Origin of the sequence: Haloferax mucosum ATCC BAA-1512 (assembly GCF_000337815.1) — an archaeon.
GTDB classification, from domain to species: domain Archaea; phylum Halobacteriota; class Halobacteria; order Halobacteriales; family Haloferacaceae; genus Haloferax; species Haloferax mucosum.
On sequence record NZ_AOLN01000018.1, the window covers coordinates 56122 to 82361 of the forward strand.

Below are 26240 nucleotides of genomic sequence, written 5' to 3' on the forward strand. Positions count from 1 at the left end.
GACAGTTTCAACCCCGCGACTTCGTCCCACTGCGTTCCGCTTCGAGGCACGACTGAAAATTGTTGCTATCTTATCAACTAATTTCCTCGCCGACATTTCCATACTGGTGGAGTCCGTACCACCTCGTGGAATGCCTACAAACCGAGCAGAAACGACGTGGACAGGTGGAAAGAGCGGCCGCGGTGAGTTCGAGACGGAAAGCGGCGCGGTCGAGGGGACGCTTACGTTCCCCACGCGGTTCGAAGACGAACCCGGCACGAATCCCGAGGAACTCATCGGCGTCGCCCACTCGGGGTGTTTCTCGATGCAACTGACGGCCTTCCTCGAAGACGAAGGCTACACCGCGAACAATCTTCACACGGTTGCTGACGTACATCTCACCCCGGCCGACGGAGGGGGATTCGAAATCTCACAGATCGACCTGACGTTGGAGGCCGACATCCCCGACATCGACGACGAGACGTTCTCGACGCTCGCCCAACGGGCCAAAGAGAACTGTCCTGTCTCGAAAGCACTCGCCGGTCCCGAAATCACGTTGGACGCGACGCTCGTCTAACGCCACCCGTTTTCAGCGACTGAGACCCATTATTTTTGACCTCTCAGCGTTCCGTTCAGAACCGACAGCGGTCGCCATAGCGTTTAGGACTCGCGCGTGCTCAGCGCGGTAATCGACGGGGTCGATTCGAACACGTTGTCGCAGACCGGACAGCGCTTTTCGACCATCTCGACCCAGTTGGCCACCGTCTGGTCGTCGATGTCGGCGTCGATGTCGAGGACGACCCGAATCTCTCGGTAGCCCGCCCGTCCGCCGTCGTGTTCGCCCTTGTAGACTCTCGGGTCTACATCACCAGCAACCGAGACGACGAGGTCGGCCAGTTCGAACCCCATCTCGTCGGCGACCATGTGGCCGACGGTGTTGTAACAGGCCGCGAGCGAACCGAGCATGTACTCGCCGGGCGTCCCGTCACCGCCGATGTCGAACTCGTTTCCCCCCGACGTCTCGAACCGCATCTGCGAGTCATCGACCCGCGACCCCTCGACAAACGTCGTCTTGTTGTGTTCGGTGCTCATAATAGTACTCAATAGGTTGACGGGATTTGTAGTTATGGTCGCTCAGTACCGCCCTTAGCGATTCGCCTCGAACCACTCGACGGCGAAATCGATGAGCGACGGTTGGTCTGCGAGCATGGCCGTCGCGGCCGCGACGCGTCCCTGCGTGGCACCGACTTCGGCTTCGAACTCGGCACCGAGTGCTCCGAAATCGTCGGTGTCGTGTTCGATGTCCTCGTACTCGAAGACGACTCGCTCGCCGTCGCGGAGGAGCGGCGCGGTGCCCTGCGTCCGTTCTGTTTCGACGTCGGCGCGGTATTCCGCGAGGTGGAGCGACGTGTTGCTTCCGTGGCCGACACCGAGAAGAAGCACGTCGCCGCCGCGGTCGTAGAGGCGGGCCAGCGGTGACTCGTCTCCGAGACCGTCGTCGAGGCTGTGGTCGGAGGTGATGTCCTCGGCCGCCGAACCCCACGCGGCAAACGAGTACAGCGGGTGTTCGCTCCGGACGACGCCGGGGTAGTTCCGGAAGCACTCCGGTATCGCACCCATACCTCGGGTCGGCGTCACCGCGGGCCGAAACGGCGGCATCGACTCCCCGATGCGCTCGACCCAGTGGTCAGGAACCGGCGGGTCTTGCCAGACCGACGGGTCGGTGTACTGCGTCGTGTGCGTCGGCATGACGAGCGTCCCAGACGCTGTCAGCACGTCTTGGAGAGCGTCTACGACGGCCTGCGGGCCGCCAGCGACCCACCCGAGCGACTGCAGAGAGGCGTGAACGATGAGAGTGTCACCCGCCTCGACACCGAGGTCGCGGAGGTCGGACGCGAGCGAGGAGACGGTTCCCGGTTCGTCTACCTGCTCGACGGCGTCTGCTTCTGACATACGCCGGCTGTCGGATGGATTCGGATTAAACGTTTGTTTGCGCGGTCTCGACGCCCCGAAATCGGCAGTTTTGCTCGTATCGTTGTACCGTGACACATTCCAAAACTGTCAAGTACCAACTCGATATGTGTCAGCTATGACATCTGTTTCGGCGCGAGACGCCCTCCGCTACGCAACCCAAGACGCAGTCGTCGGACTCTTTTTGGTCATTTTCGGCGGCTGGCTGTCCGTCACGCTTGGTGGTGTCCTGTTCGGCGGCCATCTGCTCAGCATGGTGTCGTTTATCGGTCTTCTCGTGTCCGTCGCCGGCGCGTTCGCAATGTTCGTCGGTCTCGTCGCGCTGGCGTACAAGCTCCTGGTCGATAGCCGAGCCGCCTAATCGCGGACGAACGTGGCGGTTTCGGCGCGATACTGTTTTCAGTCCCGATACGTCTCGGCGAGCGCGTCGAGCGCCTCGTGGTGGTGCGTCGTGTGCGGGGCGGTCAGCGGTGACACCGAGACTCGTCCCTCGACGACGGCCCGGCGGTCGGTTCCGTCCGGGTCCGGAATGTCGCCGGTTTGCATGCGTTCCCACACGCCGTCGTGGAGTCTCACGCTTCCGTTTTCGTACTCTGCGGTCATGTCGTAGAGTTCGGAGGGGTAGGTCACCTGCATGTCCGCCGGGCCGCCGTCCGGACCGGTCATCGGCGCGTTGACGTTGAGGTAATCGCACTGCTTGAAGACGCCCGCGGGTTCGGCGTGTTTGACGAGATACGCCGCCGCTTGCGTGGCCTCGCGGAAATCCTCCGGTTCGGTCGCCTTCTCCTGCCACGCGCGGTCGCCGTCGGCGGGGACGTACAGCGAGAGCGCGATGGCGGGCACGTCGAAGAACGCGGCTTCGACGGCGGCGCTGACTGTTCCCGACCGGCCGAGGACGTACGCCCCGATGTTAGCGCCCTTGTTGATACCCGAGACGACCATATCGACGTCGGGACAGAGCGCCTCTAATCCGGCGACTGTACAGTCGGCGGGCGTCCCCTGCAGGGCGTAGCCGAGTTCGTGCTCGGAGACGACGGCGTCGGTGGACATCTGCCGACCGACCGCGCTCTGGTCGCTCGCGGGCGCGACGGCGGTCACGTCGGCGAACGTCGAGAGCGCGTCGTAGAGCGCGCGAAAGCCGACGCTCTCGATACCGTCGTCGTTAGTGAGGAGAATTTCGGGTTCGCTCATGGTCTCGTCTCCGGACGGAACCCGCAAAAAGCCATCCGTCGCGGGTGTCCGCCGGACCCAGCCGGGACCGAATCAGGCCACGCGGTCAACGAGTGTTTCTTCGTCGGCGACGAGGTTGTACGCTTCCTCGTCGTCGTTCCAGAGCACGAGGATGTTTTCGAAGACGAGTACGTCGCCGTAGTCGGCGTCAGCAAGGTCGGCGTTCAGTACGGTCGGATGCGTTCGGACCGCGTAGTGGTCTGTCTCCTCGCTCCCGTCGCCGATTTTGAACACCTGATTGGACCCCTCCGAGAGGTCGTGGCTCAGTTTCACCGCAAGGAGGTCGATGCGATTCGTGACGTGGCGCTCCATCTCGGCCATCTTGGCGAACTGCGACGGATTCCCACGAACGTCGAGACGTCGCTCTCCATCGGTTCGGAGGATGCTGTAGGAGTACTGTACGTCCACGTTGACGAAAGTGCCTTCGTCCTCGTCGTCGCCGCGCCCGTCGTCAAGTCGGCGCTGGAATCCCGGTACGTCGAGGTCGGGTTTTACGTCGAACGACCATCCGCGGTCGGCGGGCGCGTAGCCGTCCCAAAGCCGGAGCGTCGGCGAGTACACGGTCACGTCGCCGTTCGCGGGCGCGACCTCGCGTTCGACGTCGCGGAGACCGATACTCGTGTTTCGGTCCGCGGGCGCAAGCGCGACGAACGCGCCGTCGTCGGCGAGCGCGTCGAGATACTTCCGAACGACCGCGGCGGGGTCGTCGAGTTCGCTTAGGACGTTCCCGAAGAGAATCACGTCGTACTCGCCCGCCGGGTCGAAGGCTTCTGCGGTCTCGCGGTGAATCGTCGTGCGGAAGTTCCGTCGGGTCTCGCCGAGCAATCGCTCCAGCACATCGGCGGAGGCGCTCGGTTCGAGTGCGTGATAGTCGACGACCGACTCGTCGGGGAGGTAGTCGTGGAGTCCGAGCGCCGGGCCGCCGGTTCCGGCACCGACGTCGAGAACGCGGAGGCTCCGAGAGAGGAGTTGTCGCTCCGTGAGGTCGGACAGCACGTAGCCGACGGCGGCGTAGTAGTCTGGAAGGTGGTAGATAGCGTAGCCGAGCGCGGCGTCTTCGTCGTACTCGACGGGGTTGCCGCGGTAGTAATCTTCCTTCAGTTGGCGCACGCGCTGGCGGAGTCTGTCGCCCGAGTCGCCGACGTGCCAGTTCGCGCCGTAGCGCTCTATGAGCATGTCTTCGAGAGCGAACGAGTACGCTTCGGGGAACCTCGTCGGCGACCACGCGGCGGGAGGAACCGGGTCGTCGCTCACGGGGACGAACGTCCCGTCGTCGCGCTCGAAGAGACCGAGGTCGGCGGCCTCCTCGCGGAGCGTCTGTTTCACTACCGCGGGGTGCGGTCTGCCCTCGATGTACTCGGCGATTTCGTCGGGGTCGATGGGGCGAACGTTTCTGAGGTACTTCGCGTTGTCGCGGACGGCGTCTCTGTCTATCATCGTAACCTGTGGAGTGGCGGGCGTTCGAGGTCGAATTCGGGGAGTCGATTCGGCACCCGACGGCTGTCTCTCTCCTCACTCATCACTCGACGGGGTCGTGCTTGTCGGTCTCGCCTTCGAGTTCGGTTTCGATGCCGTTCTCGCGCGCGACGGCCCGGTAGAGGTCGGCGAACGTCTCTTCGTCGGCCATTTCGAGGGCGCGGGCGGCGTCGGCGACGCGCTCGGTTCCGCCTCCGAATGCCGATTGGATGTCGGTGTACACCCGCGGCGTGCCACTCGACACCGACGCAACGAGTTCGTCCAACGCGGCCGAAATCGGCGTGGCGAACTCGTCTCGAACGTCCTCGGCGGCGAGACCGAACGCGAGGACCGCGGCGTGGGCCGCAGACTGGACGGTCTCCATCGCGCCATCGTGTTCCGCCGGCGTCGTCTCGAAGACGTGGTTACCGGCGGTTTCGAGGTCGGAAAGAATCGCGTCGGTGAGCGGTCCCGACTCGGCCCTGACCGCGGCGACGTTTCCGGGACCGTTCTGCGGGGCGAAAAGCGGGTGGAGGCTGAGGCGTTCCTGTCCGTCGAGGTGGTCGCGCATGGCCGCAATCGGCGCGGCCATCGCGCCGGTTACGTCGCACATCGCGGCGGTCGCCCGGTGTGCGTTCGCCTCGACGGCCTCGGCGGCGAGTCGCATCGGAACGGCGAGACACACCACGTCGAACTGCTCATCGCCGTCCAGCGGGACGGCGCGACCGCCGAGGTCGTCGGCGACAGCAGTCGCTCTCTCGGGGTCTGAATCGGCGAACGCGAGGTCGGCATCGACCGTCCGGCCGAACCAGCGACCCATGTCGCCCGCACCGACGATGAGCAGGTCCATCGGTAGCGTGTGGACGGGGACCGGCAAAAAGAGAATCGGTGCTGGCGGGGATGGCGAGTCGCCGACAGCCACCGCTGCACCGAGCCATTCACCGCATCCCAGAAACCGTGTTGAACGGAGTGTCGGTGTACGAAACGTCAAGTGGCCAATTGACAATGTTTCTCTATGGTATTCGATGATGTAGATTTCGACGGTCGGACGGCCTTCATCACCGGCACGAGTCGCGGTATCGGCAAGCAGATTGCGCTCGAACTGGCTGACCGTGGGGCCAACGTCGTCTCGACGGGGAAGACCGTCGAAGAGCGCGACGACCTGCCCGGAACCATCGTGGAGACGACAGAAGAGATCCGCGAGCGCGGCGGGTCGTCCATCTGGTGCCAACTCGACGTGCGCGACGATGACTCCGTACAGCGAGCCATCGACGAGACGGTTGACACCTTCGGCGGCATCGACTTCGTCGTCAACAACGCCGGCGCGATTCACATTGCGAACTTCGAGAACACGCCGCCGAAGCGCTTCGACCTGCTCATGGACGTGAACGCTCGTGGCTCGTACGCGACCACCCACGCCGCGCTTCCGCACCTCCGCGAGAGCGACCACGCACACGTCGTGACGTTCTCGCCGCCGCTTCCGGCCGAACCCGCCCCCGGCAAAGTCGCCTACGCGCTGTCGAAATACGGCATGACGTTCATCGCCCAGTCGCTCGCACAAGAACTCGCCGCCGACGATATCGCCGTGAACTCTCTGTGGCCCGTCGCGGCCATCGAGTCCGAGGCGACTCGTCACTTCGGGATGGGCACGCCCGAAGACTGGCGAACGCCGCAGGTCATGTGCGACGCGCTCGTCGAACTGTTCTCGCGCGACCCGACGTCGTGTACGGGCAACACCTTCTACGACGAGGAAATCCTGTCCGAGGCGGGCATCGACGACCTCTCGCAGTACGCGGTCGTCGAGGGTGGCGACCCCGGTCCGATGTCGGCCCAACTGTTCGATGCCGACTACGAACGGTAACAGCTAATTATCGGGGCTGAGACTCAGTCCCGGACGTTTATGCGGTATGAACTCCAATTTACGGAAAATGTGTTCCCGTGTCGCCGGTGCTGTGGAAACATTCCGCATGCGGCGATATTTTTGTGAATCGGCAATTAGACTTAACTGTCGGTGGGGGTTCGCCTAATCCATGGAGTTTCCCCGCCTCCCGTCACGAGATACGAGCGGCCAGAAGGTCGTCCTTCCGGACGACCTCGACGGTGAGCAAACGCTCGTACTCATCAGTTTCGACCGCCGCCAGCAGTCGCTGGTCGGGTCGTGGCGAGGATTCGCAAAGGAGCTATGCGAAACCTACGGCCACTTCGAATACTACGAAGTTCTCGTCCTCGGGAGTCGAAGCGGCATGATGCCGTCGCTCGGCGGCGGCATGTCCCCGAGTACCGCGCGGAGTCGCCCGCACGAAAACGCGCTCATCGCTCGGGTCAACAAGACCGCCCTCCAGCGCCGTCTCGGTCTCCTCGGCGAGGGGAACATCTACGCCCTCCTCATCGAAGATGGAACGGTCGTCCGGAAGGCGGCCGGCGTCCTCACGCCCGAAACCGGCGACGCGCTGGAGGACCTCCTCCAACAGTGGCGCGAAGCGAACTCCGGCTGGACCGACGCCTCCGGAATGCCCGGCTCAACCGGCGATAACGCTCTCGACAGTTAATTTTCCACCCTGCGGTCGCACCGGCACTTCCCTCCCGTGTCGGGCTTCGTTCCGAGTCCGCCGCCGTTCTACGTCGGCAATACGTCTGAGTGGCCTTCGTCCCGAGTTGACAGTACTTCCGCGTCGTCTCCGTTCGGAGTCCGCGACGAAAACAGTCGAGTTGGGTCGATACCGTTCTATTCGAGGACGAGTTCGACCGGGTAGTCCGTCAGGTTCTCGTAGCCGTCTTCGGTGACGACGACGAGGTCTTCGATTCTGACGCCGCCGATGTCGGGGTCGTACAGCCCCGGTTCGATGGTGATGACGTGACCGGCTTCGAGTTCCTCATCGGCTTGACTCACAGACGGGAGTTCGTGCACGTCGAGACCGACGCCGTGGCCTGTACTGTGGATGAAGCCGGTCTCGGCGGTGGGGTCGGCGCGGAGCGTGTTCTCGCCAGCGTCTTCGTACACGTCACAGACAGCGGCGTGAACGTCCGCTCCGGTTGCGCCGGCTTCGATAGCGTCGAGCGCGGCGTCGAACGCCGCTTCGGTCAGGTCGTACCACTCGCGGATTTCGGGTGTCGGCGTCCCCTTGACGAAGGTCCGGGTCATGTCACCGTTGTACTTCGTCTCCTTGTCTCGCGGGAAGATATCGACGATGATGGCTTCGTCGGCGCGAAGCGGGCCGCTTCCGCGGTCGTGCGGGTCGGCGGCGTCGGCACCGCAGGCGACGATTGTTTCGTCGAGCGCACAGCCGTTTCGGAGCAACGTAATCTCGATTTCCTCTCTGACGCGCTCGCTCGTCAGCGTCTCGCCCTCGTAGCTGAGGGTGCCGTCGTCGGCCACGGCGGCGGCGCGGATGAGGTCCTCTGCGGCCCGCATCGCGGCCTCGTTCGATTCCTGTGCGTCGCGGATGTGCTCGATCTCCTCGTCGGTCTTCACCGCACGGATTTTCGTCAGTACGTCTTCGGTTTCGGCTTCGACCGAGAGACCGTCCTCGCGGAGGGCGTCGCCGATTGCAAGCGGGAAGTCCGCGGGAGTTGCGACCGACGTGACGTCGTGGTCGGCGAGGAACTCGGCAATCGTCTCCGCCTTGCCGGCGATTGGACCGTACTCGGTGTACTTGTCGCGGAAGTCGTAGTCGGCGAGCCGGGAGATGGTGTCGGCGCGGCTTTCCTTCTTCGCGCGGCCGTACTCCAGCGTCGAGACGAGGAGGTGGATGCCGTCGGGCGTGTAGAGCGTCGTGTACGGGTCGGGGGCATCGAACCCGGAGAGGTACAGCTGGTTCGAGTCGCTTCCGTCGGCAGAGATGAGATAGCCGTCGAAGTCGTCGCCGAGGAACTCGTCCAGCGGTGAGAAATCAGGTTCCATAATCCCGGGTTCGGCGGGTTGGTAGTAAAGCCCTTGCGTCGCGGGTGACGGTTTCCGGTATCGGCTCCACAACGCGACACCTCGGGCGGGATGACACGCCGTGGATGTGCCGCCGGAGCGCCTCAAAAGACGGGCAAGAGCGACTGTTACGACGTCTCCCAGTCGGCTGTCCGAACGACCACACCCGACGTATTGGGGGTCCTATCTAAAGGAGATATTTACGATTCTAACATGTCGGGAACCGAAGTCGAATCCGACAGCGGTCTTCGCGGGTGAACGTCGCCGCGTCCGGTACCCTGATACCGTCCCCTGACAACCCCCGGATATGGACGCCCACGTCTCTCCCGCTCGTGTTGGCGGGCGAACCCGAGCGCCGCCATCCAAGAGTTACACACACAGAGCGATTCTCGCGGCCGGTTACAGCGACGAAGCCGTCGTCCGAGACGCGCTCGTCAGCGCCGACACCAAAGCCACCATGCGCGCGGTGCGGGCGTTCGGCGGGACGGTCGAACGTGACGGCCAGACAGTCGATGTCGTCGGCTTCGACGGCCGACCCGGGACCCCCGACGACGTGGTTGACTGCGGCAACTCGGGGACCACGATGCGCCTCGTCACGGGGTGTGCCGCCCTCGGCGACGACCTGACGGTCCTCACCGGCGACGAGTCGCTCCGGTCGCGTCCCCACGGCCCGCTTCTCGACGCGGTGTTCGCTCTCGACGGCCGCGCCGAGAGCACGCGCCGAAACGGGCAGGCACCGCTCGTCGTCGGCGATGGCATGTCCGGCGGCACCGTCGAAATCGCTGGCGACGTGTCGTCGCAGTTTATCACGGCCCTCCTGATGGCGGGCGCGGTGACCGACGAAGGTATCGACATCGACCTGACTACGGAACTCAAATCGTCGCCGTACGTCGATATCACGCTCGAACTGCTCGCCGACTTCGGCGTCGAAGCGACCCGGACCGACGCCGGGTTTTCGGTTCCCGGCGGACAGTCGTACGCCCCCGAAAGCGGCGCGTACAGCGTCCCCGGCGACTTCTCGTCTATCTCGTATCTCCTCGCCGCGGGCGCGGTCGCGGGCGACCCGGACGACCCGGTCGTCGTCGAGGGCGCGCGCCCGTCCGCACAGGGCGACACCGCCATCGTGGACATCGTCCGCGACATGGGTGCCGAAGTCGAGTGGGACGAAGACGGCGGCGAACTCACCGTCCATCCCGCGGCGCTTTCCGGAACGACCGTTGACGTGGGGGACACGCCCGACCTGCTTCCGACAATCGCGGTGCTCGGCGCCATCGCCGACGGCGACACGGTCATCGAGAACTGCGAGCACGTCCGCTACAAGGAGACCGACCGTGTGACCGCGATGGCCGATGAACTCGCCAAGATGGGCGCGAACGTCACCGAACAGCAGGACCGCCTCACGATTCACGGCGGACAGACCGACCTCGTCGGCGCGGCGGTTGACGGCCGCGGCGACCACCGAATCGTGATGTCGCTCGCCGTCGCCGGTCTCGTCGCGGAGGGCGAGACGACCATCGCCGGGTCGGAACACGTCGATGTGTCGTTCCCGAACTTCTTCGAGACGATGGCAGACCTCGGCGCGAACGTCACCGAGAACTAACGCGCGATTTACCTGACAGACGTACAACCTAACAGAATCTTTTTCACCACGCCGTCCGGCGACTGTGCCATGCAGTTATCCGACCTGTCGGCACTGCGGAAGCGCCAGCAAGACGGGGACTACCTCCTTCCTGCCTACGAGGACTGGTGCTTCTCCCGTATTCCGGGTACAATCGCCGACTTGCTTGGAGCCGACATCGGGCCGCGACTTCCCGACGCGGCCACGGACGGATACGACGACATCTCTCGGGTCGTCGTCTTTCTCGTCGATGGATTCGGCCTCGCTCAGTGGGACGGCGAGCGCGAGCGAATTCCGTTCTTGCGTCGGTTCGAGCGTGCCGGAACGGTGACACCGCTCACGACTGTCTTTCCCTCGGAGACGGCCGCCGCGTTGAACACGTTTCACTCCGCGACCCTCCCATCTGAACACGGCGTCATCGGGTGGAACGTCTACGACTCCGACGCCGACGAGATGTTCGAGGCGCTTCCGTTCTTGCGAAAAGACGGGTCGGAACCAGAACGAATCGACTTCGAGGACGTGGCCGACGCAGAGTCCATCTATCCGGAACTCTCGACGGCAGGCATCGAGACCCACCACGTGACGCCCTTTCCCTCGGCATCCGCGATTCCGCACACGTACGACCCGGAAGACCTCTCGACGTTTCCCGACGCCTTCGCGGAGGCCGTCGAGGGTACGACGGACCCGTCGTACATCTTCGCGTACCTCCCGCAGACCGACGCCATCGGGCACGCCGAGGGCGTCGATTCCGCCGCCTACCGCGAGACGGCTGACGAGACGTTCGCTCGTATCTCTGACGCTATCGACACGCTCGCGGAGGCACCCGACGACGATGCCGGGGGGACCCTCGTCTGTATCACCGCCGACCACGGCCTCATCGACACCGACCCGGAGCGAAACGTCGATCTCTCGGCACCCCGGTTCGACCTCGTTTCGAAGCTCCGAACGCTGACAGATGGGACGCCGATTCGCTTCGCTGGTAGTCCGCGGAACGTCCACCTCCACCTCGAACCGGGCCACATCGACGCGGTGTACGACATGCTCACAACGGAACTCGATGCGAGGGTCTTCCGGAAACAGGAAATTCTGGACACGGACCTCTTCGGACCGAATCCGTCGGAGGCCTTCGAGCGCCGACTCGGCGACCTCGTCGTCGTCCACCGCGACCTCGGCGTCTGGTTCGGCGACGAAGAGCCGTCGAGTCTTCGATTTATCAGCATGCACGGTGGACTCCACCCCGACGAGATGCTAGTTCCCTTTGCGACGGCGACGCTGGAGTCACTCCGCTGAGACTGAGTTCTCGCCGGGGGCGCGTCCGGTCACGCTCGTCTCCTTCACGATTGCGTCGGTCCACCAGAGTTTGAGCACCATCACGCCGAGCGTTCCAAGCACAGTTCCGACTGGTTTACGGCGAATCGCGGCGGCAAAGGCGTAGACCGTCACCGGGACGTTGAGAGTGTTGAGGACGTTCGGGTAGTCGAGACCCATCGTTTCGTTTCCGTCGTCGAGCCACTCGCGCTCCGCGAGGACGATTCTGCTCAGGTAGTTGTCCGTGCGCTCGGGTCGCGGAAACAACACGGGATTGACGGCCATGAACGCGACGGTCGCCGCAATCAGTCGTCGATTCCGCGTGTAGATGGCGTACATCAACACCGGATAGACGAGGATTCGCGTCCCGGCGCTCCACGGGTTGGCGTGTCGTTCCCAGAAGGTGGCTTCGAGGCGGTCGCGGAGACCGATGTGTCCCGCTTTCTCGTCGTGGGTCGTGGGTTCCATACCGGGCGTTCGTCGCCGTCGAGTATGAATGCCGGTTCGCCGAGTCGGATTTTCGACGCGGGGATAGTGCCCACGATTGCACCTTTCTACAAACACTAAATGGGCGGCCACCCGAGGTCGGGTAATGAATGGGAACGAATTCGGTCGCCTCTTTCGGGTGACCACCTACGGCGAGAGTCACGGCGACGCGATGGGGGTCACCATCTCGGGGTGCCCCGCGGGCGTGGAACTCTCGGTCGAAGACGTGCAGGCGGAACTGGACCGACGAAAACCGGGCCAGTCGATGATTACGACGAGTCGCGGCGAACCCGACGCCGTCGTCGTCAACTCCGGCGTCCAAGACGGCTACACGACGGGCACGCCCATCGGGATGGTCGTCCAGAACAAGGACGCCCGGTCCGGCAAGTACGAACCGTACGTGACGGCTCCGCGGCCGTCGCACGGCGATTTTACCTACTCGGCGAAGTTCGGGACACGTAACTGGGGCGGTGGCGGACGCTCGTCCGCGCGCGAAACGGTAAATTGGGTCGCCGCCGGTGCCGTCGCCAAGCAAGTTCTCGAACAGAGCGACTACGACATCGAGGTCAAAGCGCACGTGAACCAGATCGGCGACGTGGAAGCGCCGCCGGTCACCTTCGAGGAAATACTCGAACATTCGGAGGAAAACGACGTTCGCTGTGGACACCCCGAGACGGCCGAAAAGATGCTGGAACGAATCGAACAGTATCAGGAGGAAGGCGACTCTATCGGCGGGGCTATCTACTTCGAAGCGCAGGGTCTCCCCCGCGGACTCGGCGCGCCGCGCTTCGATTCATTTTCGGCACGGCTCGGACAGGCGATGATGGCGGTCCCGGCGGCGACGGCCTTCGAGTTCGGACTCGGCCGCGAGGCCCGCGAGTGGACCGGCCACGACCGAAACGAAAACTGGGAGTTCGACGACGAGGATGACCCGCGACCCGTCGGCAACAAACACGGCGGCGTTCAGGGCGGCATCACCACCGGCGAACCGGTCTACGGCGAAGTAACGCTCCACGCGCCGACGTCGATTCCGAAGAAACAGCGGACCGTAGATTGGGAGACTGGCGAGGAAAAAGAGATTCAGGTCGTCGGCCGTCACGACCCCGTACTGCCGCCGCGCGGCGTGCCAGTCGTCGAGTCGATGCTGTACGTGACCATCCTCGACTTCATGCTCCTCGCCGGCCGTATCAACCCCGACCGTCTCGACGGGCGGGTCGGTGCGTACGACACCCCATACCATCCGTCCAGTCCCGGAAACGAGTAGGCAGTCGTCACTCGAACCCGAGTTATCGTTTACCGCATACATCGTTTCAAGCTATCCGTTCGTCCAATTTCGATTGTGGGTGTCCTGCCCAATTTAACAATATTAAGTCCTTCATTATCTTTTCTTGTTAATCCATAGCAAAGTCTTTAATCGGACCCTCCCCAACTTTTCAGATAGCGCCCCAGCGGGGCCGTGAGCTCAAAATATGACTGACCACGAACTTATCTGGCGCATCGCAGGGGGTTCCGGGGACGGCATCGCCTCGACCAGCCAGAACTTCGCTAAAGCCCTGATGCGAGCGGGGCTACACGTTTTCACGCATCGCCACTACCCGTCGCGCATCCGCGGCGGTCACACGTACACGGAAGTACGCGTGAGTGCTGATCCCGTCAAATCTCGCGGCGACGGGTACAACTTCCTTCTCGCCCTCGGTGACTCCTTCGCTCGCAACCCGAGCGAGGGTGCCTACTACGGTAACGAGGAAATCAAGCCGCTTTCGGAGAACCTCGACGAACTCGTCGAGGGTGGTGTCATCGTCTACGACTCTGGTCTTCTCGACCCCTCCGAAATCGAGGACTTCGACGAGCGCGTCGAAGAGAACAACTGGCACGTCTACGATATCGACCTGCGCACGATTGCCCGCGAACACGGCCGCGAGGTCATGCGCAACACCGCCGGTGTCGCCGTCACGTGCGCTATCGCGGACATCGAACCCGACGTCATCAAGAGTCTGATGTCTGACGCGATGCCGGACAAGATTCTCGAACCCAATCTCACCGTCTTCGACGACGCGTACGAGATGGTCCAAGAGGAGTTCGACGTCGAAGCGCCGGACATTCAGGCGCCGACGGGCGAACACGACGAAGAGCAGGTTCTCATCTCCGGGTCCGACGCCATCGCCTACGGTGCCATCGACGAAGGGTGCCGTTTCATCGCGGGCTACCCGATGACCCCGTGGACGGAAGTCTTCACCATCATGACCCAGAACCTCCCCGAACTCGGCGGTATCTCCGAGCAGGTGGAGGACGAAATCGCCGCCGCCGCGCTGGCAATCGGTGCCTCGCACGCCGGCGCAAAGGCCATGTCCGGCTCGTCCGGCGGTGGCTTCTCGCTTATGTCCGAGCCACTCGGTCTCGCGGAGATCACCGAGACGCCGCTCGTTCTCGTCGAAGCCATGCGCGCCGGTCCTTCGACGGGTATGCCGACCAAGCCCGAGCAGTCCGACCTCGAACACGTCCTGTACACGTCGCAGGGCGACTCCCACCGCGTCGTCTTCGCCCCCGGCACCGCCGCCGAGGCGTACTACCAGACGCGCAAGGCGTTCAAGCTCGCCTACGAGTACCAGATTCCGTCTATCGTCCTCTACGACCAGAAGCTCGGCGGCGAACTGTCCAACGTCCCGGCGTCGGTCTTCGACGAGGAACCGAACGCCGACCTCGGCTCGGTCCTGACGGAAGCGGAACTCGAAGAGGCACCGCACGACGACTCCGGGAAGTACCAGCGCTTCCAACACGACACCGAACACGGTGTCTCGCCGCGCTCGCTTCCCGGCCAGAAGGGCGGTCGTTACCTCGCTACGGGTAACGAACACATGCCCGCCGGCCACATCTCGGAATCGCCCGAGAACCGCGTCGCCCAGATGAACCGTCGGATGCAGAAGGTCGATACCATCCGCGCCGAACTCAACGACGACGACGAGTTCAACACGGTCCACGGCGACGAAGACGCCGACCTCGGTCTCATCACCTTCGGTAGCCAGCAGGGCACCGTCGAAGAGGCCGCGGACGTTCTCAACGAGAAGGGCCACTCGGTGAAGGTCCTCGGCGTCTCCGAGATGATGCCCTTCCCGAAACAGCAGGTCACGGACTTCCTCGACAGCGTCGATGAAGCGCTCGTCGTCGAGATGACGGCGTCCGCGCAGTTCCGCGGCCTCATCCAGAAGGAACTCGGCGGCTACGGCGACAAGATGTCGAGTCTCCTCAAGTACAACGGCAACCCGTTCGAACCGCTCGACATCGTCGAAGGGTTCGAGACGGCGCTCCTCGAAGGCGAGGAGCTCCCAGACAACCGCACGAAGTTCGTCCCCAAGGTGGGTGAATAAATCATGAGTGCATTCAGCGCAATCGGAGAAGAAACGGAAGAGGACCAAAACGAGTTCACGCCCGGACTCGAACCCCAGCCGACGTGGTGTCCGGGCTGTGGTGACTTCGGTGTCCTCAAGGCATTGAAGGGTGCGGCGGCCGAACTCGGCCTCTCGCCCGAAGAGATGATGGTGACGACCGGTATCGGCTGTTCCGGCAAGCTCAACAGCTACTTCAACAGCTACGGCTTCCACACCATCCACGGCCGTTCGCTCCCCATCGCTCGCGCCGCAAAGCTGGCGAACCCCGGGCTGACCGTGGTCGCCGCTGGCGGTGACGGCGACGGCTACGGTATCGGTGGCAACCACTTCATGCACACCGCCCGTGAGAACCACGATATTACGTACATCGTGTTCAACAACGAAATTTTCGGCCTCACGAAGGGACAGACGTCCCCGACGTCGCCGATGGGTCACAAGTCGAAGACCCAGCCCCACGGGTCGGCCAAGACGCCGCTCCGTCCGCTCTCGATGTCCCTGAACGCGGGTGCGTCGTACGTCGCGCGGACGGCCGCCGTCAACCCGAACCAGGCGAAAGACATCATCGTCGAAGCCATCCAGCACGACGGCTTCTCCCACGTTGACTTCCTGACGCAGTGTCCGACGTGGAACAAAGACGCACGACAGTACGTCCCGTACATCGACATCAACGAGTCCGAGGACTATGAGTTCGACAAGACGAACCGCTCGGAAGCCTCCGAGATGATGTTCGAGACGGAGAACGCACTGCACGAAGGTACCGTCCTCACCGGCCGGTACTACGTCGATTCGGACCGTCCGTCCTACCAACAGGAGAAAAAGCGCATCGGCGAGATGCCCGAGGAACCGCTCGCAGAGCGGTACTTCGACGACTCCTACGAGTGGGAGCGTTCCTTCGACAACTTCCTCGACAAACACAAATAACGCCAGCCGCCGGTTCGCCGGTGGCCGTTTTTTGACTGCTCTACCGTTGGGTTCAGCGTGACGGAGAACCGTTTTCTGATTCGCAAGATATTTTTCTCCCGTAGTAAAATCAATGGGCATGGAATCTACGTCCACGGAGGGACGAATCCTCTCGGTCCTGGAGGAAGACGCGAAAGCGTCGTACGCCGAGATTGCCGACCGGGCGGGTGTGTCGAAGCCGACGGTCCGAAAGTATATCCGAAAGCTCGAAGAAGACGGCGTCATCATCGGTTATTCGGCCGATATCGACCCGAAGAAACTCGCCGGGCAATCGATTGCGATGGTCGGCATCGACGTTGCGAGCGAGCGCTACGTCGAAGCGACGCGGACGTTGAAGGAACTCGACGCTGTCGAGGCGCTGTACACGTCCTCCGGAGACCACATGCTCATGGCCGAGGTTCGCGCCATGGACGGCGACTCACTCGGCGACGTCATCTCCGACGATATTCTCTCTATCAACGGCGTCGAAGCCGCACACCCGTCGTTCTTACAAGAGCGACTCAAGTGACTGCCAGCGAGCGTCGATACTCGCATCGTTCCTCCTCTCCGATTCGATTTGGGTCCGCAATATTCGCCGACGTTTGTCCGCACCTGCCGCGTGTCCACTTTCACGACGCTACCTGAACGTTCAGGTATGTCGCCCACGTCCCTCCGATAATGGCGGAAGAGACACTGCCGGGAACGACGAGCGACGACCGTCCCGACAGAATCGTCCTCCACGTCGATATGGACTGTTTTTACGCCGCTTGCGAACGCCTCCGAGAACCGTCACTCGCCGACGAACCCCTCGTCGTCGGGATGGGGTACGAATCGGGCGAAACCCACGGTGCCGTCGCCACGGCGAGTTACGAAGCCCGGGCGTTTGGCGTCGAGAGCGCCCAGCCAATCTCCACCGCACTCGACCGACTCCCCCGACGCGCCGACGTCGGTCCCGGCGACGACCCGGCCGAGACGGGCTACTACCGCACCGTCGACCTCGAATTCTACAAGTCCATCGCCGCCGAGGTCAAATCGATTCTCCACGACTGCGCCGACGTCGTCCGCGAGGTGAGTATCGACGAGGCGTATCTCGATGTCACGGACCGAACCGCGTGGGACCTCGCGCCCGCTGGCGACCGGACGCTCGCGGAGGGTTACGCCCGCTACGTGAAACAGCGAATCGACCGCGAAGTCGGTGTGGCGGCTTCGATTGGCGTCGCGCCGAACATGTCCACCGCGAAAATCGCCTCCGATTTCGACAAACCCGACGGACTCGTCGTCGTCCGCCCCGGCGAGGTCCGGTCGTTTCTCGAACCGCTCCCAGTCGAGGAGGTCCACGGCGTCGGTCCGGTGACGGCCCGCGAACTCGGCTCGCTCGGTATCGAGACGGCGGGTGACCTCGCGGCGGCCGACTCGTCGGTGCTCGAATCCAACTTCGGGTCTCGCGGCCGCGAACTTCACGAACGAGCGCGCGGTTACGACAAACGAGAAGTCACCCCGACGGGACGACCGAAGAGCCTCTCGCGTGAATCGGCGTTCACCGAGCCAACGACCGAGGCGGAAGCGAAACGCGAGGTCGTGCGCGCCCTCGCGGCCGACGTAGCGGACCGCGCTCAGTCGCGCGGCGCGATGTACCGAACCATCGGCATCAAGGTGGTCGTCCCGCCGTTCGACATCAGCACCCGCGCGCGTTCGCTCTCTGGTCCCGTGGACGACCCGGACCTCGTCGAGTCGGTCGCACTCGACCTGCTGGACGCCGAGTTCGGCGACGCCCGCGTCCGAAAGCTCGGCGTTCGCGTCTCGAACCTCTCGTTTTCGGACGCCGACCAGTCGAGTCTCGACGGATGGGAGACGAGCGATTCCGACACACCTTCGCCTTCGGGTGCGGAGTCGGAAGCGAAAACAGAACACGAGCGGGAAACACCGGATGCGAGAGCAACCCGAGACGGGGTGAAACAGGACACAGAGGCGTCGAACCCGGGTGATTCGCGGTCCGACGGGTCGAAAACGCGGCGCGGTCAGTCCTCGCTGGTCGAATTCGACTGAGCCTCGCCTTCGGCGGCACCGCCGCCGCCGGTGAGGATTTCGATTCGCACCCCGTCGCCGTCGGCATCTCGAATCCGCGGCGTCCACCCGTGTGCGTCAGCGATGTCGGCGACGATAGACAGCCCGTAACCGGTTCCGTTTTTGCCGGTACTGAATCCTTGTTCGAACACCAGTTCGCGCGCCTCGTCGGGGATTCCCGGTCCGTCGTCGATGACGACGAATCCGACTTCGTCTTCGAGTCGTCGGACGGTGACTATCGGGGCGGTGGACCCGTGTTCGACGGCGTTTCGAAACAGGTTCTCCAGTAGCCTGACGAGGCGGACGCGGTCGCAGTGGACGGTGCCGAGTCCGTCCGGCATCTCAAGCGTCGCGCCGGGGTCGCCGATGGTCTGCCACGCCTCGGTAACCGCGTCGTGGAGACCGACGTACTCTCTGTCGAGAACAGCGGGGCCGTCACGGGCCATCGAAAGCACGTCGTCTACGATATCGTTGATGCGTTCTAACGCGTCGGCGACCGTGTCGAGTCGGTCGGCATCCTGCGTTTCGCGGGCGAGTTCGAGATTCCCGGTTGCCACGTTCAACGGTCCTTTGAGGTCGTGCGAGACGATATTTGCGAATTCGCTGAGCCGCTCGTTCTGCCGAACGATCTCCCGTTTCTGGTGTTTTCGCTCGGTGATATCCTGCGTGATTCCGATGATGCCGACCACGGTTCCGTCGTCGTCGGTCCACGGGACTTTCGACGTGAGATTCCATCGGTCGAGAGTCGGGAGATACTCCTGTTTGTCGAGAATCGGCTCGTTGGATTCGAGCACTCGGCGGTCGTCTTCGAACGACGCGCGACAGTGTTCGAACGCCGGTCTCGATTGCAGTTCGAGGTCCGTCTTTCCCACGACTGCGTCGGGGTCGTCGATATGCGCCGAACTCACGCGAACGTGCCGGGCTTCCTCGTCTTTTACGAACAGGTGGATGGGTATGCTCTCGAACAGCGAATCGAGAAGCGACTCTTTTTCGCGGAGTTCGCGCCGACGCTCACGTCGCTTCGTCACGTCGATGACGTAGCCTTCGACTGCGGCGACGTCTCCGCGCTCTGTCACGCCGAGTCCGTGTTCGCTGACCCACTTCGTCTCGCCCGCTCGGGTTTGGATTCGGTAGGTTCGTTTGTACCGTTCACCCGCCTCCACGGCCGCGACGATTTCGTCCCACCCGTCACCACGATGGGCCGGATGGACGATATCGCCGCCCCACGAAACCTCGCCGGATTCGAGTTCGTGGCGGGCGTAGCCCGTGAGTTCGCGGCATCCCTTGGAAACGAACGAAATCGGCCACCTAGGGTCGAGCGGCGAGCGGTACGCGACGCCCGGCATCGCTTCGATGAGCGTCGAAAAACGCCGGTCGGCCTCTTCGCGGGCGGCGAGCGCCCGGTGTTCGCGGACCGCGCGCTCGACGCGATTCGCAAGCAAGAGCCACTGGTCGTCGCCCGTGTGTTTCTGTACGTAGTCCGTGACGCCGGCGGAAATCGCGTCGCTTGCGACGTCTTCTGAGCCGTGGCCGGTAAACAGAACGAACGGAACCGCAGAGCGTTCGCGGACCGACTCCAGCAGTTCGACGCCGGTCAGCCCCGGCATTTGATAGTCCGAGACGATGCAATCGACGCCGCCAGCTTCGAGGCGTTCGAGCACCGCGGAGCCTCGCTCGTACGTCTCAACCTGTGCCCCCTCGACCCGACGTTCGAGATTGATAGCGACAAGTTGGGCGAACGCCGGGTCGTCATCCACGTGCAAGATAGTAACGTGGTCGGTTCCCCCGTGCGTCATCGACCGGAACTAACCTTTAGACAGGATAAATCTTCGGCGTGAGACGGCGACGAACCGCGCGAATCGTGTTTCTCGACGAACGTGTTAGCGCCCTTGTCGGTCGAAGAGGGGGAGGAACTATGACCCCCGAGGCAGTCCACCAAACCGGATGACGGATTCGGACACGGAAACCATCTCGGTTGCCGAGATCAGCGACGGTCCAGGGGGAGAGGGCACGGAAGACCCGGGAACGACTGTTGACCTGCCGGTGGTCGATATTCTCACGGGACGAGGGTTCGTCACGGGAAAGTCCGGGTCGGGCAAGTCGAACACGGCGTCGGTCATCATCGAGAACCTGCTGTCGTCGAACTTTCCAGTACTCATCGTCGATACCGACGGGGAATACTACGGTCTCAAACAGGAGTTCGAACTCCTTCACGCGGGGGCGGACGACGAGTGCGACATTCAGGTAAGTCCCGAGCACGCAGAACGCCTCGCCACGCTCGCGCTCGAACAGAACGTCCCCATCATCCTCGACGTGTCCGGCTACCTCGACGACGCCGCGGCCGACGAGTTGGTGACGGAGGTCGCAAAGCACCTCTTCGCCAAAGAAAAGAAGCTCAAAAAGCCGTTTTTGATGCTCATCGAGGAGTGCCACGAGTACATCCCCGAAAAAGGTGGGATGGACGAAGCGGGCAAGATGCTCATCAAAATCGGCAAGCGCGGGCGGAAACACGGCCTCGGTGTCGTCGGCATCTCACAGCGCCCTGCCGACGTGAAAAAGGACTTCATCACCCAGTGTGACTGGCTCGTCTGGCACCGTCTCACCTGGCGAAACGACACGAAGGTCGTTGGCCGCATCCTCGGCTCCGAGTACGCCGACGCCATCGAGGATATGGGCAACGGCGAGGGATTTCTGGTCACCGACTGGTCCGAGTCGATTCGCCGCGTCCAGTTCCACAAAAAACAGACGTTCGACGCGGGCGCGACCCCCGGACTCGACGACTTCGAGCGCCCCGACCTGAAATCTATCGACGGCGACCTCGTCTCCGACCTCAAGGAGATTTCGGACGAGAAGGCGCGCCAAGAGAGTCGCATCGCCGACCTCAGACAGAAGTTGGACAAGAAAGACGCGAAAATTCGACAACTCGAACGCGAGTTGGAAGAGGCTCAAGACCTCTCTCGGATGGCAGACCAGTTCGCACAGGCGATGTTCCAGAAAGCCGAAGCGCCCTATCGCGGCGGAAGCGGGCGGAACCTCGACCGACCCACGGAGAAACAGGCCGCGCTCGCCGAGTACGGCGAAGCCGAGGCAGACCTCGTCGCAGACGAACGCCGAGCGGACACACGCGCCGCGGGCGACACCGATTCTCCGGACGGCAACACCCAGACCGAAGGCGAGCAACCGAACCGCCCGCGTCCCGCGCTCGAAGCCCCAGACGGACCGCCGTGGCCGACACACGGCTACGACATTTCGGCGAGCGAATCGGCGTCGCAGGCGGCGTCCGACGACGCCGACGAGTCGTGGGCCGACCGGGCCGAGATGGGCGATTTCGAACCTGCCGAACTCCAACCGGCACCGGGTGCCGAAAGCCGCCGCGATGTCGTAGACCGGATGACCGCTATCGTCAACGCGCTCGGTGACGCCCACCACGGAATGCTCGCACACTACCGCGAACAGGGCATCTCCGACCCGCTTGCGGCCCACGTCGCGGCGGGCGAGACCGGCGACCAACACCTCGCGTACGGACGAAACCGCTCGCTCCGACGAGCGGGGTTCATCCGCCACGCCGGGCGCGGCAAGTACGAGTACGCGCTTCCGGACCTCGTGAGCGACGAGTACGCGGACCTCTTGGACGCGGCCGAACTCGCGGAGACGGTCGCGGCTATCGAAGCCGCGTTCATCGACGACGCTGGCGACGACACCAGCGGTGACACGAACGCCGGGTCCGAGACCGATACCGACGCGAAAGCCGACACGTCGGGTACGGAGACGACCGACGTCGGCGACGAAGCATAGCCCGCGGAGACGCGGAAAACGAGTTTTGATCGCGGTCGCTTATAGTCCGGAGACGAGGTCTTCGAGCGCCGCCCGCGGGTCGTCGGCTTTGGCGACGCCGGAAGCGAGAAGGATGCCGGACGCGCCGAGTTCCTCGGCGGTCACGACATCGTCGCCGGTCGAGATGCCGGCACCGCAGTACACGTCAACGTCGTCGTCAACGTTGGCCGCGGCATCGACGGCGTCGGTGACGATTCCGGGGTCGGCGGTTGCGACGGAGACGTCGCCGCCGATGAGTTCCGGCGGTTCGACGGCGACCGAGTCGGGACCGAGCGCGGAGACCGCGCCGATTTGTGCAGGGTTGTTCGCACAGACGCAGGTTTCGAGACCAGCTCGCTCGGCGGCCTGTACGGAGCCGTCGATGTCGGCGAGTTTCAGGCGCTTTTCGGAGTGGTTGATGAGCGTTCCGACGGCACCGGCCTCGGCGACTGCCTCGGCGAGGGTGCTCCCGGTGTGACTTCCGTGACCGTTCGGGTCAACGTGCTGTGCCCACGTCTCGACGCCGGTGTCGGCGACGCGGGAGATGTCGGCGGCCTGCGGCGAGACCGCGATGCGGACGCCGGACTCCTCGGCGACATCGCGCGCGGCGGTGGCGACTTCGATTGGGTCACACGGGTACGCCTTGAGGTTGACTAGGATGAACACAATCGAAGTCGCACCTGCCGAGACTAATAAATTGGTTTTCCGGGCCGAGGTTGCCACGAGACGGCTTTTTCGGGCAGAAAATCGTGATAAACACGGAGCGTGTCGAACGACGAGTGGTCGTCCGTTCGGTCTCAGTCTTTTCGCTTGACGACGTCGCCGAGGGTCGTCGTGGTGTTACCGCCGCTGGACCACTCGGAGTCGTCGTCGCTCGCGCCCTCGACGAGCGTGATGTCGAGTTTGCGTTCGAGCTTTTTCCGGACGGTGTCCGGCGGGAGGATGTCGCCGCGTTCGAGTTTTCGAATGAGGCTCGCTTTCTCGTTGAGCGACTGTGCAAGTTCCTCTTGGCTCTGGCCGCGGGCTTCGCGCGCCTCGCGGATTCGGCTGTCGTAGTCGCTCGCAATCTCGTCCATGTCGTCGAACATGTCGCGGCGTCGGCGCGTTGACGACGAGGACGAAGACGACGAAGACGACCCCGACGAGCGAGACGCCTTCGAACTCGACGACGACGTGGAGTATTTCGTGCTCGCGCTGGAAGTCGATTCGGTGCGGACCTCCGTGCCGAACTCGGCGCAGTCGTCACAAAGCTGCAGTTCTGCGCCTTCGACCTTCACCGTCTTCAACGAGGCTCGGTCGGAGCCGCACATCTCGCACTGAGGCATACCCTCACGTACCGGCCCACCGCGTATAAAAGGCACGCCACCGGCCACCACCCGTGCGCCAGACCGGCACGCAGTCGTTCGGTTTACTCGCGGCCGAACTGCGCCCGCACGCGACGAACGACCGGGCGTGTCACGACTCGATAGCCGCGCCGATAGACGACGAGATACGAGACGGGGAGGAGTCCGGCAAACGCGACGATGAGCCAGCGGCCCTGTGAGTACGGGTCCGGCGGGAGCGTAATCGCGCCGACGGAATACGACGCGGTACCCGCACAGAGGACGGTGAGTGCGCCTCGTTCGGCTCTCGTCGGTGGCTGTTGCCTCGGATTGCGACCGACAAATACGAGCAGATAGGCGACGAGTCCGATGGGAACGAACGCGGTAATCGCGCCGAGGGCGTTCGGGAACCCGTGTCCGCGAGCGGCGGCGTTCTGTGACACCCAAAGCGACGTTGCGACGAGGACGACGAACGGGACGAACATGAACACCGCTTCGGACGGTGATGGGAGCGGGGAGGGCACACATCGACGCCCGTCGCGTCAAAAATTAGTCTTTTCTATGCCAGGTCGCCCCACGCACCCCAAAACCGCTGGACTGCGGTGAGGTGGCCGACGACAGCGAAGAATACCAACAGCCAGCCGACGAGCGTGAATCCGCCGAGCGGATCGGTGTACGCGGCCGACGCAACCCCGGCGATACCGATAAGCGCCAGTCTGTCGGCGCGGCCGACGAGTCCGCCGTAGGCGCGTCCGAGACCGACCGCCTGAATCTGCGTTCCGAGGTAGGAAGTCATCAGAACGCCGGTGACCGCCGCGAGGCCGAGTGCGAACGAATCGACGCCGGCGGCGAGACCGACGAGGATGACGATGTCGGCGTAGCGGTCCAGCACGTGGTCGAGCAGGTCGCCGGCCTTCGAGGAGACGCCCTGTTCGCGTGCGAGTGCGCCGTCAACGAGGTCGAGCCAACCGTTGCAGAAGACGAACACCGCGCCGAGACCGTACCAAAGCGGGTCGGCGAGTCCGAAGGCGACCCCGGCGGCGACGGCGAAGCCGAAGGCGATGACGCTCACACCGTTCGGCGAGAGACCGACGGTGTCGGCCGCCGAGACGAACGGTGCCAGAAGCTTGTCTGCCGTGTCGCGGTATTGGTCGAGCGTCATAGATACTCGATGAAATCAACGGTCCCCGCGGACGGTTCGCGCTCGCCCGCGACGACTGCCGCAATCTCGTCGGCGACGGCGTCGGGGTCGCGGTCGGTCGTGTCGATTTCGTACACGGCGTCCTCGCCGTGGAACTCGACTGCCTCGCCGAGAACAACGTCTAAAGCCTCGGACTCTCGATTCTCTCGGGCTTTGGCTTCGGGTTCGCCCCGGTCGAGTAGTCGCTGTTCGAGGATGTCCGGGCGGCAACGAAGGACGACGACGCGGTCGGCGTCGAGGTGGTGTGCGAGGTGGCTCTCGACGAGACCGTCCCAGTCGCCGAGACGGTCGCGGACGGCGTCGAGGTCAACGACGAGCGTGTCCCGGTCCTCGTCGCGTTCGGACCAGAGACCGTCTTCTTTGACGAGTTGGTTGAGGTGAATCACGTCGCAGTCGAGGTCGTCGGCGACGCGGTCTGTCGCCGTGGTCTTCCCGGTTCCGGGCGTTCCGGTGACGACGACTCTCACGCCGTCGGCACCTCCGAGATGACGCGATTGAGGACTTCGACGGCGTGCTCGGTTTGGGCTTCGGTGCCGCAGGAGATGCGAATGCACTCGGGCAGGCCGAAACTGCCGCAGTCGCGGACGATGACGCCCTCACGTTGGGCGGCCTGCGAGACAGCGGTTGCGTCGCCGACCTCTGCGAGAACGAAGTTACCGGCGCTCTCCCACGTCGGTACGTCGAGTTCTTCGCGGAGGTAATCGCGGGCCCACCGCGCGGTCTCGACCGTCTTTTCGACGTGTTGTTCGTCGTCGAGCGCGGCGAGTGCGGCGCGGCAGGCCAACTCGCTGGCCGCAAACGGCGTGTTCACGCGAGCGTAGGCGTCCGCCCACGACTCGGGAACGCAGGCGTAGCCGACTCGGAGGCCCGCGAGTCCGTAGGCCTTCGAGAAGGTGCGCATGACCGCGATGTTGTCGTACTCGGCGAGCAGGTCGATTGCGGACGGTTCGTCGGCAAACTCGGCATACGCCTCGTCTACGACCAGAAGCGTGTGGTCTGCGACCGATTCGGCGAGTTCGACGAGTTCGTCGCGCGGGACGACAGAGCCGGTCGGATTGTGCGGCGTCGTGAGGTAGACCATTCGCCCACCGTCGTAGGCGTCGAGCACGCGGTCGGCAGACTGCTCGAAACCGTCGGCCTTCGACACCTCGTACTGGGCGGCGTCGCCGTGATGGTACCGGGCGCTCATCGAGTAGTACGAAAAGCCGGGCGTCGGTTCGAGGATTTCGTCGCCGGGGTTGAGCATCGCGCGGGTCAGGTAGTCGATAGAGCCGTCGGCACCGGGCGAAACCCACACCTGCTCGGATTCGAGACCCCACTTGTCGGCGAGGGCGTCGGTCAGGTCGGTGTGTGCGGTCTTCGGGTAGACGCTCACGGTCGGCGCGGCGTCTTCGATGGCCGCGACGGCCTTCGGACTCGGGCCGTGAGGGTTCTCGTTCGAGGAGAGTTTCGTCAGGTCCTCGGGGTCCATCCCGAGTTCGCGGGCGACCTCCTCTGTCCCGCGACCGGGTACGTAGGGAGCGTGCGCGGAGAGGTCCCGTGGTTGCAT

Annotated in this window: 26 protein-coding genes; 12 read left to right on the top strand and 14 right to left on the bottom strand. The window is 63.8% G+C overall.

All coding sequences use genetic code 11. The features are described 5' to 3' along the window. The first annotated feature begins 130 nt into the window (after positions 1–130). Positions 131–556, top strand: a complete 426-nt coding sequence (locus C440_RS12905; protein ID WP_008320948.1) for an OsmC family protein — start codon at positions 131–133, stop codon at positions 554–556. Between the two features lie 83 nt (positions 557–639). Here C440_RS12905 and C440_RS12910 read toward each other — a convergent pair whose 3' ends face one another. Then, the gene (locus C440_RS12910) at positions 640–1071 is read right to left on the bottom strand and encodes an OsmC family protein (RefSeq protein WP_008320949.1); all 432 of its coding nucleotides are present in this window, start codon (positions 1069–1071) and stop codon (positions 640–642) included. Between the two features lie 54 nt (positions 1072–1125). After that, on the bottom strand, positions 1126–1932 hold the full coding sequence (locus C440_RS12915; RefSeq protein WP_008320950.1) for an aminoglycoside N(3)-acetyltransferase: 807 nt from the start codon (positions 1930–1932) through the stop codon (positions 1126–1128). 136 nt (positions 1933–2068) lie between these two features. On the opposite strand from C440_RS12915, the gene C440_RS12920 reads away from it, so the two are divergent. After that, complete coding sequence (locus tag C440_RS12920; RefSeq protein WP_008320951.1) at positions 2069–2311, top strand: hypothetical protein; 243 nt, start codon at positions 2069–2071, stop codon at positions 2309–2311. 38 nt (positions 2312–2349) lie between these two features. Here the strand turns inward: C440_RS12920 and surE are convergent, their stop codons facing one another. The 3 genes from surE to C440_RS12935 form a co-directional block, all read right to left on the bottom strand. After that, a complete protein-coding gene (gene surE / locus C440_RS12925; protein WP_008320952.1) occupies positions 2350–3141 on the bottom strand; it encodes a 5'/3'-nucleotidase SurE in 792 nt (263 codons plus the stop codon). A 72-nt stretch (positions 3142–3213) separates the two neighbouring features. Next, positions 3214–4617, bottom strand: a complete 1404-nt coding sequence (locus C440_RS12930) for a small ribosomal subunit Rsm22 family protein (protein WP_008320954.1) — start codon at positions 4615–4617, stop codon at positions 3214–3216. An 82-nt stretch (positions 4618–4699) separates the two neighbouring features. Further along, positions 4700–5485 (bottom strand): prephenate dehydrogenase/arogenate dehydrogenase family protein, encoded by a 786-nt coding sequence (locus tag C440_RS12935; protein WP_008320955.1) that lies wholly within the window; start codon positions 5483–5485, stop codon positions 4700–4702. A 165-nt stretch (positions 5486–5650) separates the two neighbouring features. Between C440_RS12935 and C440_RS12940 the strand changes: the two genes are divergently transcribed. Together C440_RS12940 and C440_RS12945 are read left to right on the top strand one after the other, a co-directional pair. Beyond that, positions 5651–6496, top strand: a complete 846-nt coding sequence (locus C440_RS12940; protein WP_008320956.1) for an SDR family oxidoreductase — start codon at positions 5651–5653, stop codon at positions 6494–6496. Between the two features lie 169 nt (positions 6497–6665). Further along, the gene (locus C440_RS12945) at positions 6666–7184 is read left to right on the top strand and encodes a hypothetical protein (protein WP_008320957.1); all 519 of its coding nucleotides are present in this window, start codon (positions 6666–6668) and stop codon (positions 7182–7184) included. A 176-nt stretch (positions 7185–7360) separates the two neighbouring features. On the opposite strand, the gene C440_RS12950 is transcribed toward C440_RS12945, so the two are convergent. Next, positions 7361–8536 carry a M24 family metallopeptidase gene (locus C440_RS12950; RefSeq protein ID WP_008320958.1) on the bottom strand — a complete coding sequence of 392 codons (1176 nt, stop codon included), beginning with the start codon at positions 8534–8536 and terminating at the stop codon, positions 7361–7363. A 325-nt stretch (positions 8537–8861) separates the two neighbouring features. On the opposite strand from C440_RS12950, the gene aroA reads away from it, so the two are divergent. Beyond that, positions 8862–10154: a 3-phosphoshikimate 1-carboxyvinyltransferase gene (gene aroA, locus C440_RS12955; RefSeq protein WP_008320959.1), complete on the top strand. Its 1293-nt coding sequence runs from the start codon at positions 8862–8864 to the stop codon at positions 10152–10154. Positions 10155–10223: 69 nt separating this feature from the next. Then, positions 10224–11462, top strand: a complete 1239-nt coding sequence (locus C440_RS12960) for an alkaline phosphatase family protein (RefSeq protein WP_008320961.1) — start codon at positions 10224–10226, stop codon at positions 11460–11462. On the opposite strand, the gene C440_RS12965 is transcribed toward C440_RS12960, so the two are convergent. Next, entirely contained in the window at positions 11451–11948 is a 498-nt protein-coding gene (locus tag C440_RS12965; RefSeq protein ID WP_008320962.1) for a DUF6653 family protein, read from the bottom strand. The two genes, C440_RS12960 and C440_RS12965, sit on opposite strands and share 12 nt — an antisense overlap. 124 nt (positions 11949–12072) lie before the next feature. Between C440_RS12965 and aroC the strand changes: the two genes are divergently transcribed. The 5 genes from aroC to dinB all read left to right on the top strand — a co-directional run bounded on the left by aroC (position 12073) and on the right by dinB (position 18337). Beyond that, positions 12073–13230, top strand: a complete 1158-nt coding sequence (gene aroC / locus C440_RS12970) for a chorismate synthase (RefSeq protein ID WP_008320963.1) — start codon at positions 12073–12075, stop codon at positions 13228–13230. A gap of 205 nt (positions 13231–13435) precedes the next feature. Continuing rightward, on the top strand, positions 13436–15331 hold the full coding sequence (locus C440_RS12975; RefSeq protein WP_008320964.1) for a 2-oxoacid:acceptor oxidoreductase subunit alpha: 1896 nt from the start codon (positions 13436–13438) through the stop codon (positions 15329–15331). Positions 15332–15334: 3 nt separating this feature from the next. Further along, positions 15335–16273 carry a thiamine pyrophosphate-dependent enzyme gene (locus C440_RS12980; protein ID WP_008320965.1) on the top strand — a complete coding sequence of 313 codons (939 nt, stop codon included), beginning with the start codon at positions 15335–15337 and terminating at the stop codon, positions 16271–16273. Positions 16274–16391: 118 nt separating this feature from the next. After that, on the top strand, positions 16392–16820 hold the full coding sequence (gene lrpA1 / locus C440_RS12985; RefSeq protein WP_008320966.1) for an HTH-type transcriptional regulator LrpA1: 429 nt from the start codon (positions 16392–16394) through the stop codon (positions 16818–16820). A gap of 149 nt (positions 16821–16969) precedes the next feature. After that, on the top strand, positions 16970–18337 hold the full coding sequence (gene dinB / locus C440_RS12990; protein WP_008320967.1) for a DNA polymerase IV: 1368 nt from the start codon (positions 16970–16972) through the stop codon (positions 18335–18337). Here dinB and C440_RS12995 read toward each other — a convergent pair. After that, positions 18310–20151, bottom strand: a complete 1842-nt coding sequence (locus C440_RS12995; RefSeq protein WP_008320968.1) for a hybrid sensor histidine kinase/response regulator — start codon at positions 20149–20151, stop codon at positions 18310–18312. The genes dinB and C440_RS12995 overlap by 28 nt on opposite strands. Positions 20152–20299: 148 nt before the next feature. On the opposite strand from C440_RS12995, the gene C440_RS13000 reads away from it, so the two are divergent. Next, the gene (locus C440_RS13000; RefSeq protein WP_008320969.1) at positions 20300–22150 is read left to right on the top strand and encodes a helicase HerA domain-containing protein; all 1851 of its coding nucleotides are present in this window, start codon (positions 20300–20302) and stop codon (positions 22148–22150) included. Between the two features lie 39 nt (positions 22151–22189). On the opposite strand, the gene tpiA is transcribed toward C440_RS13000, so the two are convergent. The 6 genes from tpiA to hisC all read right to left on the bottom strand — a co-directional run bounded on the left by tpiA (position 22190) and on the right by hisC (position 26240). Beyond that, positions 22190–22834, bottom strand: a complete 645-nt coding sequence (gene tpiA / locus C440_RS13005; RefSeq protein WP_008320970.1) for a triose-phosphate isomerase — start codon at positions 22832–22834, stop codon at positions 22190–22192. 131 nt (positions 22835–22965) lie between these two features. After that, positions 22966–23493, bottom strand: coding sequence for a multiprotein bridging factor aMBF1 (locus C440_RS17155; protein ID WP_083894022.1), 528 nt, complete (start codon positions 23491–23493; stop codon positions 22966–22968). Between the two features lie 83 nt (positions 23494–23576). Beyond that, entirely contained in the window at positions 23577–24014 is a 438-nt protein-coding gene (locus tag C440_RS13020) for a hypothetical protein (RefSeq protein WP_049915841.1), read from the bottom strand. 35 nt (positions 24015–24049) lie between these two features. Further along, positions 24050–24652 carry a CDP-alcohol phosphatidyltransferase family protein gene (locus C440_RS13025; RefSeq protein WP_008320976.1) on the bottom strand — a complete coding sequence of 201 codons (603 nt, stop codon included), beginning with the start codon at positions 24650–24652 and terminating at the stop codon, positions 24050–24052. Then, positions 24649–25158: an adenylate kinase family protein gene (locus tag C440_RS13030; RefSeq protein WP_008320977.1), complete on the bottom strand. Its 510-nt coding sequence runs from the start codon at positions 25156–25158 to the stop codon at positions 24649–24651. The genes C440_RS13025 and C440_RS13030 overlap by 4 nt, the downstream gene beginning before the upstream one ends. After that, a complete protein-coding gene (gene hisC, locus C440_RS13035) occupies positions 25155–26240 on the bottom strand; it encodes a histidinol-phosphate transaminase (protein WP_008320978.1) in 1086 nt (361 codons plus the stop codon). The genes C440_RS13030 and hisC overlap by 4 nt, the downstream gene beginning before the upstream one ends.

Bases quoted from the DNA above. Each gene is read 5' to 3' on its own strand.
- C440_RS12905 (WP_008320948.1), top strand. From the start codon at position 131: ATGCCTACAAACCGAGCAGAAACGACGTGGACAGGTGGAAAGAGCGGC.
- C440_RS12910 (WP_008320949.1), bottom strand. From the start codon at position 1,071: ATGAGCACCGAACACAACAAGACGACGTTTGTCGAGGGGTCGCGGGTC.
- C440_RS12915 (WP_008320950.1), bottom strand. From the start codon at position 1,932: ATGTCAGAAGCAGACGCCGTCGAGCAGGTAGACGAACCGGGAACCGTC.
- C440_RS12920 (WP_008320951.1), top strand. From the start codon at position 2,069: ATGACATCTGTTTCGGCGCGAGACGCCCTCCGCTACGCAACCCAAGAC.
- surE (WP_008320952.1), bottom strand. From the start codon at position 3,141: ATGAGCGAACCCGAAATTCTCCTCACTAACGACGACGGTATCGAGAGC.
- C440_RS12930 (WP_008320954.1), bottom strand. From the start codon at position 4,617: ATGATAGACAGAGACGCCGTCCGCGACAACGCGAAGTACCTCAGAAAC.
- C440_RS12935 (WP_008320955.1), bottom strand. From the start codon at position 5,485: ATGGACCTGCTCATCGTCGGTGCGGGCGACATGGGTCGCTGGTTCGGC.
- C440_RS12940 (WP_008320956.1), top strand. From the start codon at position 5,651: ATGGTATTCGATGATGTAGATTTCGACGGTCGGACGGCCTTCATCACC.
- C440_RS12945 (WP_008320957.1), top strand. From the start codon at position 6,666: ATGGAGTTTCCCCGCCTCCCGTCACGAGATACGAGCGGCCAGAAGGTC.
- C440_RS12950 (WP_008320958.1), bottom strand. From the start codon at position 8,536: ATGGAACCTGATTTCTCACCGCTGGACGAGTTCCTCGGCGACGACTTC.
- aroA (WP_008320959.1), top strand. From the start codon at position 8,862: ATGGACGCCCACGTCTCTCCCGCTCGTGTTGGCGGGCGAACCCGAGCG.
- C440_RS12960 (WP_008320961.1), top strand. From the start codon at position 10,224: ATGCAGTTATCCGACCTGTCGGCACTGCGGAAGCGCCAGCAAGACGGG.
- C440_RS12965 (WP_008320962.1), bottom strand. From the start codon at position 11,948: ATGGAACCCACGACCCACGACGAGAAAGCGGGACACATCGGTCTCCGC.
- aroC (WP_008320963.1), top strand. From the start codon at position 12,073: ATGAATGGGAACGAATTCGGTCGCCTCTTTCGGGTGACCACCTACGGC.
- C440_RS12975 (WP_008320964.1), top strand. From the start codon at position 13,436: ATGACTGACCACGAACTTATCTGGCGCATCGCAGGGGGTTCCGGGGAC.
- C440_RS12980 (WP_008320965.1), top strand. From the start codon at position 15,335: ATGAGTGCATTCAGCGCAATCGGAGAAGAAACGGAAGAGGACCAAAAC.
- lrpA1 (WP_008320966.1), top strand. From the start codon at position 16,392: ATGGAATCTACGTCCACGGAGGGACGAATCCTCTCGGTCCTGGAGGAA.
- dinB (WP_008320967.1), top strand. From the start codon at position 16,970: ATGGCGGAAGAGACACTGCCGGGAACGACGAGCGACGACCGTCCCGAC.
- C440_RS12995 (WP_008320968.1), bottom strand. From the start codon at position 20,151: ATGACGCACGGGGGAACCGACCACGTTACTATCTTGCACGTGGATGAC.
- C440_RS13000 (WP_008320969.1), top strand. From the start codon at position 20,300: ATGACGGATTCGGACACGGAAACCATCTCGGTTGCCGAGATCAGCGAC.
- C440_RS17155 (WP_083894022.1), bottom strand. From the start codon at position 23,493: ATGCCTCAGTGCGAGATGTGCGGCTCCGACCGAGCCTCGTTGAAGACG.
- C440_RS13025 (WP_008320976.1), bottom strand. From the start codon at position 24,652: ATGACGCTCGACCAATACCGCGACACGGCAGACAAGCTTCTGGCACCG.
- hisC (WP_008320978.1), bottom strand. From the start codon at position 26,240: ATGCAACCACGGGACCTCTCCGCGCACGCTCCCTACGTACCCGGTCGC.